The organism is Streptomyces sp. BK79 (assembly GCF_044142145.1).
Classification (GTDB): domain Bacteria; phylum Actinomycetota; class Actinomycetes; order Streptomycetales; family Streptomycetaceae; genus Streptomyces.
The window spans coordinates 109,024-127,568 of sequence record NZ_JBHVOC010000022.1 but is presented as its reverse complement, the minus strand read 5'-3'; the positions used below and the strand labels follow the sequence as shown (position 1 = coordinate 127,568).

The following is an 18,545-nucleotide window of genomic DNA, read 5'->3' as shown; positions in this document are numbered from 1 at the left end:
GACACCCGCGGCTTCGGCGATCTTTCGGTAGGTCACCTTGATGGCGCCGTGGCGCTGCCTGTCGTCGCGGTTGTCTGCCTCGTCTTCTCAGAGTTCCAGCCGGTGTGTACATTTGTACATTCCTGGTGGGTGCGCGGACTCGTTGCCTGCCGTTCCAGCCTGCCCATCTGTCGAACGCCAGCGGAGCCCCTTCTTGATAGACCGCGCCGTACACCGACGCCGTCGTGCGCTGTTCCTGTTCTTCTTCCTCAACGGCATCGCGATGTCCTCCTGGGTCACGCGCACGCCGGACATCCGTGACCAACTGGCAGTGTCCACCGCGCAGATGGGGCTGGTGCTCTTCGGCCTGTCGGTCGGCTCGATGGCCGGCATCCTGTGTTCCGGGCACTTCGTGTCGAGGTTCGGCACCAGGCCCGTCACGGCCGTGGCGACCCTGCTGGTCATCGCGAGCGTGGTCGTCGTCGCGGCCGGCAGCGGCCTCGCCTCCGCACCGCTGGTCACCGCCGGACTGTGCCTGTTCGGCGCGGGGATCGGGTCGGGCGAGGTGGCGATCAACGTGGACGGCGCCGACGTGGAACGGATCACCGGCACCGCGGTGCTGCCCACCCTGCACGGATGCTTCAGTCTGGGCACCGTCGTGGGAGGGCTGGCCGGCATGGCGGCCACCGCCGCGTCGTTCCCCGCCCACTGGCACCTGGCGGCGGTCGCGGTGGTGGCGGCCGCGCTCTTCGCGTACGGCATCCGTGCCGTCCCCGCCGGCATCGGCATGCGTACGGCCGCGCCCGCGTCGGACACCGGGCGGCGTTCGAGGCCGCGGGTGTGGCGGGACCGCAGGCTGCTCCTGATCGGGGCCATCGTGCTGGCCATGGCTCTCGCCGAGGGCGCCGCCAACGACTGGCTGCCGCTGCTCATGGTCGACGGCCACGGGCTCGGCGCCACGGCCGGCTCACTCGTCTACGTGGGGTTCGCCGCGGCGATGACCCTCGGACGCTTCAGCGGCACGTTCTTCCTCAACCGGTACAGCCGGGCGACCGTCGTGCGGGCCAGCGCGGTCTCCGGCGCCGTCGGCCTGTCCCTGGTCATCTTCTCCGACAACGCCGGCGTGGCCGCGGGGGCGGTTCTGTTCTGGGGCCTCGGCGCGTCCCTGGGCTTCCCGGTGGCCCTGTCGGCGGCGGGTGACTCGGGGCCCGACGAGACCGCCCGGGTCAGTCTCGTGGCCACGATCGGTTACGTCGCCTTCCTGGTGGGGCCGCCCGCGCTCGGCTTCCTGGGCGACCACTACGGGCTGCGTCCGGCGATGCTGGTGGTGCTGGCGTTCGTCGCCACGGCCGTCGTCGCGGCCCCGGCCGCCGGTACCCGCGCACGCACCTCTCCCCCGGTGCGCGTCGGACCGCAGGACGAGGTTCCCCTCCATCCCCAGAACTCGTCCGCGCGACGGCCGAGTCAGAGCATCGAGGAATGATCGCGTGACCAGCCCCCCTCGGCGCACCGAGCGACTCGCCCCTCTTCTCACCCGGCTCGGGCAGCCGGTGCCCGCGGCCGTGCTGCTCGCCGCCGCTCTGCACACCGTCTGGGCGCTGGTCCTCGCCAACGGCGGCGGCGACCTGGCGGCGCAGGACGCCTGGACGGCGTTCGCCGCCGAGCACCCGGACTCCGCGTACAACTTCGCCTGGTTCGGCGGTATGCACCCCGCCTCCTACAGCGTCGTATCGCCGTACGTGATGAATCTTCTCGGTGTGCGCACGACCATGGTCGTGTCCGGTACGGTCTCGGCCGCTCTGCTCGCCCTGCTGCTGGTGCGGAGCCGGGCGGTGCGCCGGCCCGTGTGGCCCGCGTTGTACGGGGCGTTCGCCCTGACCTGCAACGCGGTGTCGGGCCGGGCGACGTTCGCGCTGGGCACGATGTTCGGTCTCGCGGCGCTGGTGGTCGTCCTCGGCGGCGGCACCACGCGTCCCGTGGTCCTTCGGCGGTCGTCCCGCGCCGCGCCGCTCGTCATGGGCGCGCTGCTGGCTGCCCTGGCGACCATGGCCAGCCCGGTGGCCGGACTGTTCGTCGGGATGGTGGCCGGGGCCCTGTGGCTCACGAAGCGGCGCGCCCCCGCGTACGTCCTCGGCGGCGCGCCGCTCGCCGTCGTCGCCCTGACCTCCTGGCTCTTCCCCTTCTCCGGCGAGATGCCGATGAACGGGTGGACGGCGGCACTGTCCCTGCTGTGCGGTCTGGCGCCGCTGGCCTTCGCGCCGGTCCACTGGCGCACGGTGCGTGTGGCGGGCGTGCTGTACGCGCTGGCGGTGCTGGGCGCGTGGCTGATCCCGTCCCAGATCGGCAGCAACATCACCCGCCTGGGAATGCTCTTCGGCGGTGTCGTGCTCCTCGCCGCACTGCCCGAGGCCCGGCTGCCGCGCCCGGCCACGATGCGTACGACGGCGCGCCGACGCGTCGCGCTGATCGCGGCGATCTGCGCGGCCACCGTCTGGCAGGGCACCGGCGCGGTGGCCGACGCCGTGCGGACCGCCCCGACCCCGGCGTGGTCGCAGGACCTGGAGCCGCTACTGGCCCAGTTGGAGCGCCACCGGGCCGGCCAGGAGGGGCGGCTCGAAGTCGTGCCGGCCCGCAGTCACCGGGAGTCCTCGGCACTCCCCGAGTACGCCTACCTCGCGCGCGGCTGGAACCGCCAGGCCGACCTCGGACGCAATCCCGTCTTCTACGACGGCACGCTCACCGCCCGCAGTTACCGCGCCTGGCTCGACCGATGGGCGGTCCACCACGTGGTCCTGCCGTCAGGTCCCCTGGACTCGGCGGGCCGACAGGAGGCGGAACTGATCCAGCGTGGACTGCCCTATCTGAGGCAGGTGTGGTCCGACGCGAACTGGAAGCTGTACGCCGTCCAGGACCCGACGCCGCTGGCCGGACCGGACGCCGCCGTCGCGGACACCGCCCACGACCACCTCACCGTCACGGTGCGCAGGGCGGGGCCGGTCCTGTTGCGCGTGCCCTACTCCCCCTGGCTGGCCCTGGTCGACGGCCAGGGGCACAGGATCGAGGCGGCGCGGTCCGAAGAGGACGGCGGTGAGCACGTCGACACCCGAGGCTGTCTGAAGGAAGAGGTCCAGGACGCCGGTGCCGGCCAACCCCAGGACACGTGGACGGTACTTGTCGCGCCCCGGGCCGGCACCTACCGCATCGCGGCCGACTACGGACTGCCCCGCGGCACCCCCTGCCCTCCCGTCCGCTGAGCCGACTCCCCGGCGGCCGGGCCCCACCGCCGCGTGCGGGCCGTCCCGACCTGCCTCCACGTCTGACCTGCGCCACGGCGGCGAGGGCGGCTGGCGCCCGCGAGGTGCGGGGCGAGCGTGCGCAGGACGGGCAGGAAGCCGGCGCTCCCGCGGAGATTCGTCGCCATGCTTCGGGCCGAGCAATTCGGATGTACAGGCCCGACGTTGTGAGGGATCATGCGCTTTCGTGACCTCGCGAGCAGATGAAACCAGCCACGAAGCGGCCCCGCCCGCCCCCGCCGTGGCCGTCGCCCCCTCCACCCCGGTGCACCGGGACGGCAACATCCTGCGCTGGCTCATCGCCTACACCTTCTCCGTGGTCGGCGACGCCGCCTACTTCGTGGCGCTCGGCTGGGCCGCACAGAAGGTGGCCGGACCGGCCCAGGTCGGCCTGGTGATGGCGGTCGGCGCGATACCCCGGGCGATCCTCATGCTCGGCGGCGGCGTGATCGCCGACCGGTTCGGCCCGCGCAGGGTGGTCATCTCCTCCGACGCGGTCCGCGCTGTGGTGATCCTCGCGGCGGCCGCGACGCTCGCGTTCAGCACCCCCGGCCTCTGGTTGCTCGTCGCGCTCGCCCTCGTCTTCGGCATCGTGGACGCCCTGTTCATGCCTGCGGTCGGCGCCATGCCGCCCCGGCTCACCGGCCGCGACCAGCTGATGCGGGTGCAGAGCCTGCGCAACCTGGTGCAGCGGTCCGGTCACATCGCCGGTCCGCCGCTCGCCGGGTTCTCCATGGGACTCGGCGGCCCCGCCGCCGCGTTCGCCGCGACCGGCGCCCTCTTCACCCTGTCGCTGCTCCTCCTGGTCGCGGTCCGGCTCGCCCCACTGCCGCCCGGGGAACAGCCCGCCGCGGACTCCACCGCCCGCCGCGACCTGGTCGACGGCATCGTCTACCTGCGCCACCAGCCCGTCGTCGGCCCGCTCGTCCTCTCCGGACTGCTCTCCATGATCGGCTGCATCCCACCGATGGCGATCGGCGTCATCATGCTCGCCGAGGAACGCGGCTGGGGCCCCTCCGGCGGTGCCTGGGTGAACGCCGCCCTCAGCGCCGGCGTCTGCACGACCTCGCTCCTGCTGGTCGTGCGCGGCCGCTTCCCCCGGGCCGGCCACTGGCACAACATCACCCTGCTCGTCGCCTCCGCCGGCATCGGCCTGATCGGCGTCATGCCGAACCTCGCCCTCGCGGTCGCCGTGGCGCTCCTGTCAGGCCTGGTCTCCGGCCTCTGCGGCGGTCTGTCCCTGGCCCTGATGCAGGCCAACACCGCCCTCGCCTTCCAGGGCCGGGTCGCCTCCGTCCAGGCGCTCAGCGCAGTCGGCATCACCCCGGTGATGTTCCCGCTCTTCGGCCTCCTGGTGGAGGGGTGGGGCGCCGGCCCCACCTTCCTCCTCTTCGGCTGCATCAGCATGCTCGGCGCCACAGTCTCCACCGCCTCCCACGCCGTCCGCCACGCCGACCTGGACTTCACGAAGACCGCAGACTGACTCCGGCCCCCGACCAGAGCGACTGCGGTCATCGGGGTGACTCTGCTCCCTGTCCAGCAGCGAGCAGAGTCACCGGCCGCCCGTGCCGCAGCGGGTGCGGGCGCTACTTGGGCATGAGGACGGTGTCGACGATGTACACGTTGGCGTTGGCGGTCTTCACGTTGCCGCAGACGACCTTGGAGGTGTCGTTGACGGTGTAGTCCTCGCCGGATCCCTTGGTGCTGATCATGCCCTTCTGGAGCGTCTCGAAGGAACCGTCCTCCAACTGCTGAGGGGTGAGCTTCTGGCCGACCACGTGGTAGGTGAGGATCTTCGTCAGCTGCTCCTTGTCGTTGAGGACCTTGTTCAGGTCGGCCTCGGGGATCTTGGCGAAAGCGTCGTTGGTGGGGGCGAAGACCGTGATGTTCTCGGCATTGTTGAGGGTGTCGACCAGGTCGGCCTTCTTGACGGCGGTGACCAGGGTGGACAGGGCCGGGTTGTTGGACGCTGCGGTGGCGACCGGGTCCTTGGCCATGCCGTCGAATGAGCCCGCGCCCTCCTTCGGCACGCCGGCGCAGGCGGGACCGAAGGGCTGGTCGCCGGTCATCGTCTCCTCGGAGGGGGTGCTCTGCTCCGTCGTCGCCTCCTCGGCGGCCGTGGTGGGGGCTGCCTTGGCGTCGTCACCGGAATCGGAGCACGCGGCCAGGGAGAAGGGCAGCGCGGCGGCTGCGACGACGGCGATCGCGGTGCGGCGGAACTTCAGGCTGTTCATGATGGGTTGCTCCTTGAACGGCTGTCTCTACGGGATTCGGGTTGGTTGGTTGTGCTGCCCCGGGCGCGGCCTGCGGGCCGCCCCGGGTGGTCTAGGCGACAGTGACGAAAACGCTGTGCCAGCCGCTCGCTCCGTCGGGGATGGTCCGGGTGCGCTGTTCGGTCTGGACCTGGCCCGTGCCGTCGGTGGCGCGGACGGTGATGGTGTGTCCGCCGGGGGCGGCGGTCCAGCGGTAGGACCACTGGCGCCAGGTGTCGACGCCTGCCTGGGCGGCGAGGTCGGCGTCCTGCCAGGGCCCGTCGTCGACGCGGACCTGGACGCGGGTGACGCCGCGGCGCTGGGCCCAGGCGACGCCGGCGATGGTGACGGTGCCGGCGGCGGGGCGCGCGAAGGGCTTGGGGGTGTCGATGCGGGACTGGGTTTTGATCGGTGCCTTGCGGGCCCACTCGCGTTTCACCCAGTACGGGTCGTAAGCGTCGAAGGTCGTCAGCTCGATGTCGGTGATCCACTTGCACGCCGACACGTAGCCGTACAGACCGGGGACGAGCATGCGGACCGGGAACCCGTGGTCGAAGGGAAGAGGCTCGCCGTTCATGCCGACGGCGAGCATCGCGTCGCGGCCGTCCATGACGTCCTCGACGGGGGAGCCGAGCGTCATCCCGTCCACCGACCGCGCCACCAACTGGTCCGCCTTGCCTCCCCTGGAAGGAGGCACCACGCCGGCCTCCTCCAGGACGTCGGCGAGGGGAACGCCGAGCCAACGGGCGTTGCCGACGTACGGGCCGCCGACCTCGTTGGAGACACAAGTCATGGTGATGCCGCGTTCGATGAGCGGCCGGGCCAGCAGCTGGTCGAAGGTGAAGGTGCGCGGCCGGGTGACCCCCTTGCCGTGGATGCGCAGCCGCCAGGTGCCGGCGTCGACCTTGGGAACGCTCAGGGCGGTGTCGACGCGGTAGAAAGCCCGGTTGGGTGTGGTGAAGGAGGTGATGCCGGGGACCTTCAGTTGGACGCCGGACGGGATGGCGGGGGCCGGGGAGGCGGGCTTGGGCAGGATCAGCGCGTCGCGGGAGGCGACAGCTCCCTGGCTCTGCCGCCCTGTGAAGAACCGTCCCAGCGCGCCGGCCGAGGTCGCCGCTACGGCGGTCACCCCAGCCGCGGTGAGGAAGCCGCGCCTGTTCCACTCGTGGGTACCGCCCTCGCCGCCCGCATCGGCCGGAGCCGGGGCCGGTACGGCCTTGGACGCCAACAGGTACAGCACGACCGCTCCCGCGACAGCTCCGGCGAGCGAGGGCAGTGCGTCACCCAGGCCGGTGGAATCGGGGCGGCTGAGAGCCGCTGAGGCTCCGACGATCCCGAACAGCAGCACTCCTGCGGCCCCGGTCCGTCGACGTGCCAGGGCGAGGACGCCCAGGGCGATGGCGATCACGGCGAGGATCACGAGGATCCCCAGCTGCAGCACCGTCTTGTCGTTCTCGCCGAACGTGCGGATCGCGAAGTCCTTCACCTCGGCCGGCGTCCGGTCGATCACCGTGCCGCCGACGACCGTCACCGGTCCGGCGGCGGGCCGCACCAGCCCGGCGACCAGCTCGGCCACGGCCAAGGCCGTACAGGCGGACAGGAGTCCGGCCAGCGCGCCGAGCACGATGCGGGAGAGGATGCTGCGGAAGTTGCTCACACCCGGCATTCGGCAGCAAGCGCCCGGCGGATTGGTCCTGGCTCCGGAAGAGTGGAATCTGCCGAGAACGAGAGCGGGGCGAGGAACGGGCGCACGAGGAGGGTGTCGATGGGGACGCCGACGGCGACGATGCGGCCGATCTGGGCGAGACAGAGCAGGGGCATCACGGTCAGGGCGGCGAAGGTGGCGGCCAGGATGAGTCCGGCGGCGCTGGGGGCGCATGCGGCAGCTGAGCACGGTGCCTGGGATTGCTGTACTCATCCGATTCGGCACGGCGGCAGGACCGAGATGGCAGGGACGCCTGGAGATCACCCGGATGGCTGCTCGTAACTTTTCACGGATTCCGGCAATCCATCGCGACATTCGTCACGAATCAATACTGGAAGCAGCATTGGATTATCGGGCAGAGCGTATGCCACTGGATTCCTGGCCCCCCAGAAACTGCCACGACACATGGTGACGACCTGCAAGCCGCCGCGGAGTCCACGGATCACCACCATCCCACGGCGTTTCCCTTCACTCGGTCTCCGGGCACGAAGACCGCTCCCTGCGAGGAATTCATCATGGACACCGCCTTCGCGCTCCGCGGATGTCCGGCCACTTTGGACATCCCGCTCCCCGCGAGCGAACAGGCAGCCCGCCAGGCCCGTAAGGCCACGGCTCGGCTACTGGCGCGGGAGGCCGACATCTGTCCCCTCGACGTTGCCGAGGATCTCGTGCTGATCGTCTCGGAACTGGTCGGCAATGCCGTACTGCACGCCGCCGGACCCTACGCGCTCACCCTGAGCCTGGAGCGGGGGCGGGCGGGTGTCACCGTCAGCGACGGCACAGCGGACCTGCCAGGGGATCACCGCGAGGCGCAGCGGAAGGAGCCGGGGGGCCGGGGACTGAAGATCGTCCGGGCGCTGGGGGCGGATCTCTTCGTCAGCCCTTGCGGCCGGGGCAAACAGGTCATCGCGGTCCTCACCTGGTAGCCCAACGGCCACTCCCTGCGCACCGGCATCGGCGGATGCCATCGACGCACCGCCGAAGACCACCGCGCGCAGGAGAACGCCGCTTCGCTCTCCTCACGCCCGGTCTTCGCCGCCGTACGCCCTCTGGCTTGGCCGCTGGAAGCGCCAATCCACGCGACCGTCCGCTACGAAGAATGGACGACGCACCTACAGGTTTCGGTGGCCGGACCGCCCCCGGGCGCTCCGGCCTGAACCGAGCGACGACAAAGGACCGGCATGCGATGGACGCCCCGCCCCCCGACGGTCTGCCCAGGCCGTCCCTTCGCCTTCTCACCACGGCCGGGGCGGCACAGGTGAACCAACCGCTTCCCTTCGGCGCCGGCCGCCACGGCCACCCCGCCCCCAGCGACCTCGCCGAGATCATGGACAAGGTGGCGCACGGCGACAAGCAAGCCTTCTCCGCCCTGTACGACGCCGTCGCACCGCTGGTGTTCGGCATCGTGCTCAAAGTGGTGCGCGACCGGGCACAGTCCGAGGAGGTCACCCAGGAGGTGATGATCGACTTGTGGCGGCAGGCGGCACGCTACCGGCCCGAGACCGGCGCGGTGACGGCGTGGGCGGCGACGATCGCCCACCGGCGTGCCGTGGACCGAGTCCGATCCGCCCAGGCATCCGCCGAGCGCGAAAAGGCCCAGGCCGCCCGCGAGCACACCACCGCCTTCGACGAGGTCACCGAACAGGTCGAGACCCGCCTGGAGTCCGAACAGGTCCGCCGCTGCCTGCGCGGCCTGACAGAGCTCCAGCGGCAGGCCGTCACCCTGGCCTACTACCGAGGGCTCACCTACCGCGAGGTTGCCGAATCCCTGCGCACACCGCTTCCCACGATCAAGACACGCATGCGCGACGGGCTCATCCGGCTCCGCGACTGCATGGGGGTGACCACATGAAACGCCATGCCACCGACGCCCACACCCTGGGTGCCGCCTACGCGCTGGGTGCACTCGACGATGATGAACGCGAGGACTTCGACGCCCACCTGCGAGCATGTGAGGCATGCTGGCAGGAAGCCGCCGAGTTTCACGCGACGGCGGCACGTCTGGCGGCAGCGGTCGCCCAGCCGCCGCCTTCTGCGGCCAAGGCGCAGGTCATGACGGCCATCGACGGGGAGCGCCAGCTGCCCCCGCGTGTCCCCGTCCGCAGCGCGGCGCCCGCACTCGCCGGCATTGTGCGCCGCCGGGCCGTGCCCCTGGCGCTGGCCGCCGGCGTGGCCGCGGCCGCACTGGGCGGAGTCGCGGTGTGGCAGACACGGAACGGACAGGACCTCGAACAGCAAGCCCGCCAGGCGCAGCAGCAGCTCGACGCGGTCAGCGCCGTGCTGGCAGCTCCGGACGCCCGCACGGTCCACGGACGGGCTGCCAACGGAGCCTTGGCCACCGTCGTCGCCTCCGAGCGGCAGAACGAGGCCGTCTTCATCGCAGCCAACCTGCCCGCACCCGGAACGGGCAAGACCTACCAGCTGTGGCTCGACCACGACGGCACCATGCGTCCGGCCGGACTCGTCCACGCCGACGGCACCGTCGTCCTGTCCGGCAACCCCGCCGACGCCGGCGCCGTCGGCCTCACCCTCGAACCCGCCGGAGGCTCCCCTCGGCCCACCACCGACCCCCTGCTGCTGATGACTCTTTGACCGGCCCGCACCGGTCGTTGTTCATCTCTCCCCCGCCGCTTCACATCGCGCCCATTCCGATGGCCGCCCGGCTGCTGCGAAGTACGGGTGAAACGCGGCAGCCGAGCGGCGTGTCGAGTGGCGGGAGCGCTTGTGGTGGAAGACCGGCGAGTGGTTGTGGTCGGCGCCGGGGTCGCCGGACTGACCGTCGCCTGCGTCCTCGCGGCCACAAGCCAGGTCACCCTGTACGAGGCGGACGGACGGCTCGGCGGCCACGCCCACACCCGCGAACCGGCCGTGCCCGGTGGCCGGGCGGTTCCCGTTGCCCACCGGCTCGCCCACCGTCTCGCCCACCGGCTGCTTTCCAGGTCCGTCCTGCCGGCGGCCACCCGTTGAGACGGCTGTTCAGCAGGCGAGAAAATCCGGAGCTCGCTCATACCCCCGCTGCCCCGTGACGAATACCCGGCAGGACAGCACGACGTTCGGCCAGAGCAGCCCAGGGGGTTCTCATGACGGTTCAGCAGTCAGAGGTGTCGGAGGCCAGGGACACCGGTCCCGTACTCGACACGGGCACGACACTCGCCCGGCTGCTCGCGGACGTCGCCCATGTGGACGAGGTGCCGCTCGACAGTCACTTCTTCCACGACCTGGGCGCGGACTCCCTGGTCATGGCGCACTTCTGCGCCCGGGTCAGGAAGCGGCCGGACCTGCCGTCGGTGTCGATGCGCGACATCTACCGGCACCCGACCATCCGCGACCTGACCGCGGCCTTCGCGGACGCGGCCCCGCCCGCTCCCGCCCCCGGGGCGACCGCCCGCCCGCGGAGGCCCGGGCAACGGGCGCCCGCGCCCACCGGCAGCCCCCACCACCTGCTCTGCGGAGCCCTGCAACTCCTGGGCTACCTCGGCTACGCGCTCGTCCTCGCTCTCGTCGGCGCCCGTGGCTACGATTGGATCTCCGCCGGAACAGGCCTGCTCGACACCTATCTGCGGTCCGTGGCCTTCGGCGCCGTGCTGCTCGTGGTCCTGTGTGCCCTTCCGGTGGTCGCGAAGTGGCTGCTGATCGGCCGGTGGACGCCACGGCGGTTCCGCGTCTGGAGCCTGGCCTACGCCCGCTTCTGGCTGGTCAAGGCGCTGATCCGGTCGAGTCCCCTCGTACTGTTCGCCGGTTCGCCCCTGTACCCGCTCTACCTCAGGGCGCTGGGCGCGCGCGTGGGACGAGGGGTGACGTTCCTGTCGCGCGGTGTGCCGGTCTGCACCGACCTGCTGACGATCGGCGCGGGCACCGTCGTCCGCAAGGACTCGCTCATCAGCTGCTACCGCGCCCACGACGGGGTGATCGAGACCGGGCCGGTCACCCTGGGCCGCGACGCGGTCGTCAGTGAGGCGACCGTACTGGACATCGGCTCCGGTCTCGGCGACGGCTCCCAGCTCGGCCACGCTTCCTCGCTGCACACCGGCCAGACCGTCCCGGACGGCGAGCACTGGCACGGGTCACCGGCCCAGCCCGCTGACGCCGACTTCCAGCCCTTGGCGCCCGCCCGCTGCGGCACCTTGCGGCGGGCCGTCAACGGGGTCCTCCTGTTGCTCACAGCGGTGCTGGGCTACGTACCGCTGACGGTGGGCCTGCTGGACGCGCTGCTCTCGCCGGTCCTGGAAGGCTCCACGGTGCTGAGCCGCGGACGGGCTGCGCCGGCCGGCTGGGTGCTCTACGCCGACGTACTGGTGATCACGGCTGTGGCCTTCTCCGGCGGCCTGCTCGCCGCCCTCGTCGTCGTGGGCACCGTCCCGCGCCTGCTGGGCCGGTGCGTCACCCCGGGCCGGACCTACCCGCTCTACGGCCTCCACCACGCCCTGCACCGGGCGACCCTTCTGATCAGCAACCGGGCTTCTCTGACCAGGCTGTTCGGCGACAGCACCTGCATCGTGCACTACCTGCGGTGGATCGGCTACGACCTCTCCCGCGTGGAGCAGACCGGTTCGAACTTCGGCACCCGCGTCAAGCACGAGAGCCCTCTGATGAGCGCGGTCGGCACCGGCACCATGGTCGCGGACGGCCTGTCGATGATGAACGCCGAGTACTCCAGCACCTCCTTCCGCCTGTCGCGCACCGCCATCGGGGCGCACAACTTCCTGGGCAACCGGATCGCCTGCCCGCCGGGCGGCAGGACCGGCGACGACTGCCTCCTGGCGACCAAGGTGATGATCCCCGTCGACGGCCCCGTCCGCCACGGCGTCGGACTGCTGGGCTCCCCCTCTTTCGAGATACCGCGATCCGTACTGCGGGACAGCACCTTCGACGAACTCAAGGAAGGGGACGGACTGCGCCGCCGTCTGGCGGCCAAGAACCGGCACAACGCGGTGACGATGGTCTGCCACCTGTTCACGGGCTGGCTGTTCTTCTTCTGCGTCACCGTGCTCTACGCGTGCGCCGCGAGCCTGTACCCGCAGTGGGGCACGATGGCGCTCGCCCTGGCCAACGCGGTGCTGCTGCCCTTCACTCTCCTCTACTTCGTCCTCGTGGAGCGGGCCGTCACCGCCGTGCGCCCCCCGGGACCGCTGTTCTGCTCGATTTACGACCGCCGCTTCTGGCACCGCGAGCGGTACTGGAAGGTTCCGTCGGAGACGTATCTCCAGGTCCTCAACGGCACACCGTTCAAGCCCCTCATGTGGCGCCTGCTCGGCGTCCGCATCGGGGCCCGGGTGTTCGACGACGGCTGCAGCCTGACCGAGCGTCCGATGGTCACCATCGGGGACGGCTGCACGCTCAACGCGGGCAGCGCCGTGCAGTGCCACTCCCAGGAGGACGGCACGTTCAAGTCGGACCGCAGCATGATCGGCGCCGGCTGCACCCTCGGGGTCGGCGCGTTCGTGCACTACGGCGTGACGGTCGGCGACGGGGCCGTACTGGCCACGGACGTCTTCCTGATGAAGGGCGAAACCGTGCCCCCGCACACCCGCTGGGCGGGCAATCCAGCCCACCCAGCGCCCGACGACACCGACGCAAGCGACGGAAGTGGGCTGTGATGACGACGGCAGCGACCGGCGGACACACCCCGGTGAGAGAGAACCAGGAGACCGCAGGCGGCCGTACGACCGTCCCGCGCTGGACGCTCACGCCCGTGCCCGGCACCGCGGAGCACGCCGTGCTCGTCCCCGACCACGTGGCCGCGAACCTCCGGCGGCGGGCCGTCGAACTGGGCGTGCCGCTCACCGCGATCCTCCTCGCGGCCCACGCGAAAGTGCTCGCCGTGCTCCGCGGCGACCGTGCCGTTCGCGGTGGTCTGCTGACCGGGGACGGCACCGGGCCGCTGACCTGGGAACTGTCGGTCGGGCCCGGCTCCTGGCGTCACCTGGTCACCGCGGCCACGGAAGCGGAGTCGGGGGCGCCGCCCGCGACGCCCCCCGCCCCCGAGGTCGTCTTCGGTCCTGACGGGCGAGCGCCCGCCACCCTGACCGGCGGCACCGTCCTCGCCGTCACGGCGGAGGATCGCGGCGGCCGGCGCGTCCTGCGCCTGCGGTACCGGACCGACGTCCTGGACGCCGCCTGCGCCGCCCGGATCGGCGGATACCACTTGGCCGCGCTGGAACAGGTCGCCGCCGACCCGGACGCCCCGCACGACCGGCACAGTCTGCTCTCCCGCGAGGAGATCCGCTTCCAGCTCGACGGGCTCGCCGGGCCGCGCCGCGCGCTGCCGGACCGCCGCGTCCACGAACTGTTCGAGGAGCGGGTGCGCCGCCACCCCGACGCCGTCGCGGTCGTGCACCGCGACGGGCAGTGGACCTACCGGGAACTCGACGCACGGGCCAACCGGCTGGCCCGCGCCCTGCTGGTGCGGGGACTGCGCCCCGAGGACACGGTCGCGGTGGTGACCGGGCGCGACCTGTACTGGACGGCCGCCGTGCTGGCCGTGCTCAAGGCGGGCGGCGCCTACCTGCCCGTCGACCCGCACTACCCACCCGGCCGCATGACCGCCATGCTCTCCCGCGCCGACTGCGCCTTCGCGCTCACCGAGCCGGGCAGCACCGCCAATTTGGAGCGGGCCCTCGTCTCCGTGCCCGGCACCCGCAAACTGCTCGTCCCCGTCCTCACCGAACGGGCCACCGACGGCACCCGACTCGGCCTGGACATACCGGCGGACCGGCTCGCGTACGTGTTCTTCACCTCCGGCTCCACCGGGGAGCCCAAGGGCGCGATGTGCGAGCACGCCGGACTGCTCAACCACCTCCACGCCAAGATCGAGGACCTGGGCATCGGTGCGGGCACGGTCGTGGCGCAGACGGCGTCGCAGTGCTTCGACATCTCCCTGTGGCAACTGCTCGCCGGTCTCCTGACCGGCGGACGGACCCTGCTCGTCGAGCAGGAGGCCGTCCTCGACGCCGACCGGTTCCTCGACGCGATCACCGACGGCCGGGTCAACGTCCTCCAACTCGTCCCCTCCTACCTCGACGTCCTCCTGACCGCGCTCGAACGCACCCCGCGCGACCTGCCCGACCTGCGGTGCGTGTCGGTCACCGGCGAGGCCCTCAGGACCGAACTCGTCCGGCGCTGGTTCAGGGAGGGGCCCGGCGTCCGGCTGGTCAACGCCTACGGACTGACCGAGACGTCCGACGACACCAACCACGAGGTGATGGACGCCATGCCCGCCACCGACCGGATACCGCTCGGCCGCCCCGTACAGAACGTGCGCGTCCACGTCGTCGACGACAACCTCGTCCCCGTCCCGCTCGGCGCCCCCGGCCACATCGTCTTCTCCGGCGTCTGCGTCGGCCGCGGCTACGTCAACGACCCCGAGCGCACTCGCCTCGCCTACCGCGACGACCCTCACCGACCTGGCCAACGGCTCTACCGGGGAGGCGACTTCGGCCGCTGGCTGCCGGACGGGAAGCTGGAGTTCCTCGGCCGTGAGGACGCGCAGGTCAAGATCCGCGGGTTCCGCATCGAGATCGGCGAGGTCGAGAACGCGCTGCTGCGGGTCGGCGGCGTCCATGACGGCGCGGTCGTGGTGACCGGCCCGGAGGGCCACGGCCGGCGACTGACCGCGTTCTGCACGGGCGAGCGGGCCCTGACCGCCGACCGGCTGCGGGAAGGGCTCGGCGAGCTGCTGCCCGAGTACATGATCCCGGCCTCCTTCCACCGGTTGGAGAGCCTGCCGCTCACGGCCAACGGCAAGACCGACAAGCAGGCGCTGACCGTGCTCGCCGACGCACTCGCCACGGCCGAGGATGACCACGACGACCACCGGCCCCCGCAGACACCGACCGAGCGGCGGCTCGCCGCGGCATGGGCGGCGGTACTGGGCGTGCCGACCGAACGGATCGGCCGGGGCGACGACTTCTTCGCCCTGGGCGGCACCTCCCTGGCGGCCGTACGGCTGATGGTCCGCCTGGATCGTGCCGTCTCCCTGCGCGACCTCACCGACCATCCGGCACTCGCCGACCTGGCCCGCCTGCTCGACACCCGGACCGGGGCCGGCTCCGCCCCGCCACCTGGCTCGTAACTGACAGCCACCTTTGGGAGGCAACCCATGCGCACCGCACTGTTCCGCAAGCACGCCACCCCCACCACACCGCCCCCGCCCGCCGCGACCACCGCGACCACCGCGACCACCGCGACCACCGCGACCACCGCGACCACCGCACAGTCCCACGCCGGCGGACCCCCGGTCATCTCGGTCCCGGACGCACCCGACCCGGCGGCCTGGACGGCCGAGCACCGCGCGGCGCTGCTCGACCTCGTCACCGAGCACGGCGCCCTCACGGTCCGCGGCCTCGCCCTGCGCACGCCGGCCGACGTCGAGGCGGTCCTTGCCCGACTGGCCGACCGGCCCGTGACCGAACGGGAGGCGTTCGCCGCCCGCGACGTCCACGCGCAGGGCGTCTACTCATCGTCGGTGTGGCCGCCCAACCAGCCCATGTGCATGCACCACGAGCTGAGTTACGCCACCGAGAGCCCCGGCCTGCTGCTGTTCGCCTGCCTCCGGCCGCCCACCCGGGGCGGCGCCACCGCCGTGGCCGACTCGGCCGCCGTACTGCGGGCGCTGCCCGCCGAACTGACGGGCCGCTTCGAGCGGGAGGGCTGGCTGCTCACCCGCACCTACCACGACGAGATCGGCGCCACGCTGACCCAGTCGTTCGGCACCGAGGACCCGCGCGCCGTCGAGGCGTACTGCCGCGCGAGCGCCATCGACTGGTCCTGGCGGCCGGACGGCTCGCTGCGCACCCGGCAGCACCGCCCAGCCGTGGTCCGCCACCCGGCCTCCGGCCGGCACTGCTGGTTCAACCAGATCGCGTTCCTCAACGAGTGGACCATGGCCCCGGAGATACGGGAGTTCCTGGTCGAGGAATACGGCCCCGACGGCCTGCCCTTCAACACCCGCTACGGCAACGGAGATCCGGTGCCTCAGGAGGTCGTGGAGCAGATCGGCGAGGTCTACGCGGCGCACACCGAGCGCCGGCCCTGGTCCGCCGGAGACCTCATGGTCGTCGACAACATCCGCACCGCGCACAGCCGGGAGGCCTATGAGGGGCCGCGCGAGGTGCTGGTGGCGATGGGCAATCCCGTGCACCCGTGTCCCACGGCTTCCGAACCCCCCGCCCCGCGATCCGGGAGGACAGCGGCATGACCTCCGTACACCACCCCGCCACAGCCCCGGGCGCGACGGCACGCCCCTGCGCACCGACCGTGCCGCCCTTCGCCGTCATCCCCGGTGTCCAGGTCAAGCAGGTCCTCGAAGGCCGGGAGAAGACCGTGACGGAGGTGGTCGAGAAGACGTACCGCCTGCACGGTGCGGGCCGCTCGGTCAATCCGCCGTCCTCCTTCCTCCGCTTCACCGACCGGCCGACGGCACGGATCATCGCGCTGCCCGCCTCCCTGGGCGGCGAGAACCACGTGGACGGCCTGAAGTGGATCTCCAGCTTCCCGGCCAACGTCGCCTCGGACATCCCCAGGGCGTCGGCCGTGCTGGTCCTCAACGACCACGACACGGGCTACCCCTTCGCCTGTATGGAGAGTTCGATCATCAGCGCCGCCAGGACCGCCGCGTCCGCCGCGTCGGCCGCCAACCGGCTCAGCCGGGGACGGCCGCGCCCCACCCGGCTGGGCTTCGTCGGGGCGGGCCTGATCGCACGCTACATCCACACCTATCTCGAAGGCACCGGCTGGTCGTTCGACGCCATCGGCGTGCACGACGTGTCCGCCGACAGCGCGGCCGGCTTCCGTACGTACCTGGAGCAGTCCGGGGCCGTCGGCCGCGTCACCGTGCACCACGACGCCGGGGAACTGGTCCGCAACAGCGACCTGATCGTCTTCGCCACGGTCGCCGACCGGCCGCACATCGACGACCCGTCCTGGTTCCACCACAATCCGGTGCTCCTGCACGTGTCCCTGCGCGACCTCGCGCCCCGCGTGCTGCTGTCCGCCACCAACGTCGTCGACGACATCGACCACTGCCTGCGGGCCGACACCTCGCCGCACCTCACCGAACGCCTCACCGGCGGCCGGGACTTCCTGCTGGGCACGCTCGACGACGTGATGGCCGGCCGGGTGACGGTGCCGGCCGACCGGCCCGTGATCTTCTCCCCGTTCGGTCTGGGCGTACTCGACCTGGCCGTCGGCAAGTTCGTCTACGACGAGGTGGCCGGCTCGGGCGAACTGCACGTCATCGACGACTTCTTCCACGAACTGCGGCGCCACGGCTGAGGACGCCCCGCCGCTCACCGGACCGGCCCCACCCGAGGAGGCCATCGTGCCAGTCATAACCGTCCCCCATGCCTTCAACGAGGAGGACCTGTACGTCGACCTCGCGCCGATGTCCGGGCACCGGCTCTTCCTCAAGTGCGAGGGCTTCAACTTCGCCGGTTCGATCAAACTGAAGGCCGCGACCGAAATGGTGGAGTCCGCCGAGCGGAGCGGGACTCTGAAACGGGACTCGATCCTGGTGGAGTCCTCCTCCGGCAACCTCGGCGTAGCCCTGAGCATGATCGCGGCGAGCAAGGGCTACCGGTTCGTGTGCGTGACCGACTCCCGCTGCAACCTCACCACGCGGCTGATGATGGAGGCCCTGGGCAGCCAGGTGCACGTCGTCTCCGACGAGGGCGCCGCCGGGGGCCTGCTGGGTGCCCGGCTCGCGTACGTGCGCGCCCTGTGCGCGTCGGACGACCGCCACGTCTGGCTGAGTCAGTACACCAACCCCGACAACTGGAAGGCCCACTACTTCCGGACGGCTCCGGCCATCGCCCGCTGGTTCCCCCAACTTGACGTGCTGTTCGTCGGTGTCGGCACCACCGGCACGCTGATGGGCTGCGCCCGCTGGTTCCGCGCCTGGCACCGTCCCGTGCGGATCGTCGCGGTGGACAGCGTCGGCTCCGCCATCTTCGGCGACCCGCCGGGCCGCCGGATGATCCCGGGCCTGGGCATGAGCGTCCGGCCGCCGCTCCTCGACGAGGGGTACGTGGACGAGGCGGTGCGCGTGGAGGAGGCCGACACCATCCGCACCTGCCGCAGCCTGGCGAGGCGCGGCTTCCTCTTCGGCGGGTCCACCGGCACGGTGGTCAGCGGCGCGATGAGCTGGCTGTCCCGGCACGGCGGGCGCGGGCTCACTCCCGTGGCCATCGCCCCGGACCTCGGCGAGCGCTACCTCGACACCGTGTACCAGACCAACTGGGTGCAGGGCGTCTACGGCGACGACGTGCTCGAGCCGCAGGCACCTCCCGGCCGCGGGGTGTCGGCGTCGTAGCGGTCCCG

Annotated in this window: 14 protein-coding genes and 1 pseudogene; 12 read left to right on the top strand and 3 right to left on the bottom strand. The window is 71.7% G+C overall.

All coding sequences use genetic code 11. The features are described 5' to 3' along the window. Positions 1-193 precede the first annotated feature (193 nt). From ACFIF2_RS26135 to ACFIF2_RS26125, 3 genes are all read left to right on the top strand, one after another. Positions 194-1,462: an MFS transporter gene (locus ACFIF2_RS26135; RefSeq protein ID WP_395575680.1), complete on the top strand. Its 1,269-nt coding sequence runs from the start codon at positions 194-196 to the stop codon at positions 1,460-1,462. Between the two features lie 4 nt (positions 1,463-1,466). Then, on the top strand, positions 1,467-3,233 hold the full coding sequence (locus ACFIF2_RS26130) for an MFS transporter (RefSeq protein ID WP_395575679.1): 1,767 nt from the start codon (positions 1,467-1,469) through the stop codon (positions 3,231-3,233). 226 nt (positions 3,234-3,459) lie between these two features. Beyond that, complete coding sequence (locus ACFIF2_RS26125) at positions 3,460-4,755, top strand: MFS transporter (RefSeq protein ID WP_395575678.1); 1,296 nt, start codon at positions 3,460-3,462, stop codon at positions 4,753-4,755. Positions 4,756-4,858: 103 nt separating this feature from the next. Here ACFIF2_RS26125 and ACFIF2_RS26120 read toward each other — a convergent pair whose 3' ends face one another. From ACFIF2_RS26120 to ACFIF2_RS26110, 3 genes are all read right to left on the bottom strand, one after another. Further along, positions 4,859-5,506 carry a fasciclin domain-containing protein gene (locus ACFIF2_RS26120; protein ID WP_395575677.1) on the bottom strand — a complete coding sequence of 216 codons (648 nt, stop codon included), beginning with the start codon at positions 5,504-5,506 and terminating at the stop codon, positions 4,859-4,861. 91 nt (positions 5,507-5,597) lie between these two features. Beyond that, positions 5,598-7,190 carry a molybdopterin-dependent oxidoreductase gene (locus ACFIF2_RS26115; protein ID WP_395575676.1) on the bottom strand — a complete coding sequence of 531 codons (1,593 nt, stop codon included), beginning with the start codon at positions 7,188-7,190 and terminating at the stop codon, positions 5,598-5,600. Then, positions 7,178-7,378 (bottom strand): MMPL family transporter, encoded by a 201-nt coding sequence (locus ACFIF2_RS26110; protein WP_395575726.1) that lies wholly within the window; start codon positions 7,376-7,378, stop codon positions 7,178-7,180. The genes ACFIF2_RS26115 and ACFIF2_RS26110 overlap by 13 nt, the downstream gene beginning before the upstream one ends. A gap of 366 nt (positions 7,379-7,744) precedes the next feature. On the opposite strand from ACFIF2_RS26110, the gene ACFIF2_RS26105 reads away from it, so the two are divergent. The 9 genes and pseudogenes from ACFIF2_RS26105 (at position 7,745) to sbnA (ending at position 18,537) form a co-directional block, all read left to right on the top strand. After that, positions 7,745-8,155, top strand: coding sequence for an ATP-binding protein (locus tag ACFIF2_RS26105; RefSeq protein WP_395575675.1), 411 nt, complete (start codon positions 7,745-7,747; stop codon positions 8,153-8,155). Between the two features lie 332 nt (positions 8,156-8,487). Continuing rightward, on the top strand, positions 8,488-9,081 hold the full coding sequence (gene sigK / locus ACFIF2_RS26100) for an ECF RNA polymerase sigma factor SigK (RefSeq protein ID WP_395575674.1): 594 nt from the start codon (positions 8,488-8,490) through the stop codon (positions 9,079-9,081). Continuing rightward, entirely contained in the window at positions 9,078-9,821 is a 744-nt protein-coding gene (locus ACFIF2_RS26095) for an anti-sigma factor domain-containing protein (protein WP_395575673.1), read from the top strand. The genes sigK and ACFIF2_RS26095 overlap by 4 nt, the downstream gene beginning before the upstream one ends. 87 nt (positions 9,822-9,908) lie before the next feature. Then, positions 9,909-10,124, top strand: a pseudogene (locus tag ACFIF2_RS26090) (FAD-dependent oxidoreductase); the annotation flags it as partial. Positions 10,125-10,309: 185 nt separating this feature from the next. Beyond that, positions 10,310-12,826: a Pls/PosA family non-ribosomal peptide synthetase gene (locus ACFIF2_RS26085; RefSeq protein ID WP_395575672.1), complete on the top strand. Its 2,517-nt coding sequence runs from the start codon at positions 10,310-10,312 to the stop codon at positions 12,824-12,826. Further along, positions 12,826-15,300: an amino acid adenylation domain-containing protein gene (locus tag ACFIF2_RS26080; RefSeq protein ID WP_395575671.1), complete on the top strand. Its 2,475-nt coding sequence runs from the start codon at positions 12,826-12,828 to the stop codon at positions 15,298-15,300. Before ACFIF2_RS26085 ends, ACFIF2_RS26080 begins: the two co-directional genes overlap by 1 nt. Before the next feature lie 27 nt (positions 15,301-15,327). After that, entirely contained in the window at positions 15,328-16,425 is a 1,098-nt protein-coding gene (locus ACFIF2_RS26075; RefSeq protein ID WP_395575670.1) for a TauD/TfdA family dioxygenase, read from the top strand. Further along, positions 16,422-17,501: a 2,3-diaminopropionate biosynthesis protein SbnB gene (sbnB, locus tag ACFIF2_RS26070; RefSeq protein ID WP_395575669.1), complete on the top strand. Its 1,080-nt coding sequence runs from the start codon at positions 16,422-16,424 to the stop codon at positions 17,499-17,501. The genes ACFIF2_RS26075 and sbnB overlap by 4 nt, the downstream gene beginning before the upstream one ends. 46 nt (positions 17,502-17,547) lie before the next feature. Beyond that, positions 17,548-18,537, top strand: a complete 990-nt coding sequence (gene sbnA, locus ACFIF2_RS26065; protein WP_395575668.1) for a 2,3-diaminopropionate biosynthesis protein SbnA — start codon at positions 17,548-17,550, stop codon at positions 18,535-18,537. The last annotated feature ends 8 nt before the right edge of the window (positions 18,538-18,545 follow it).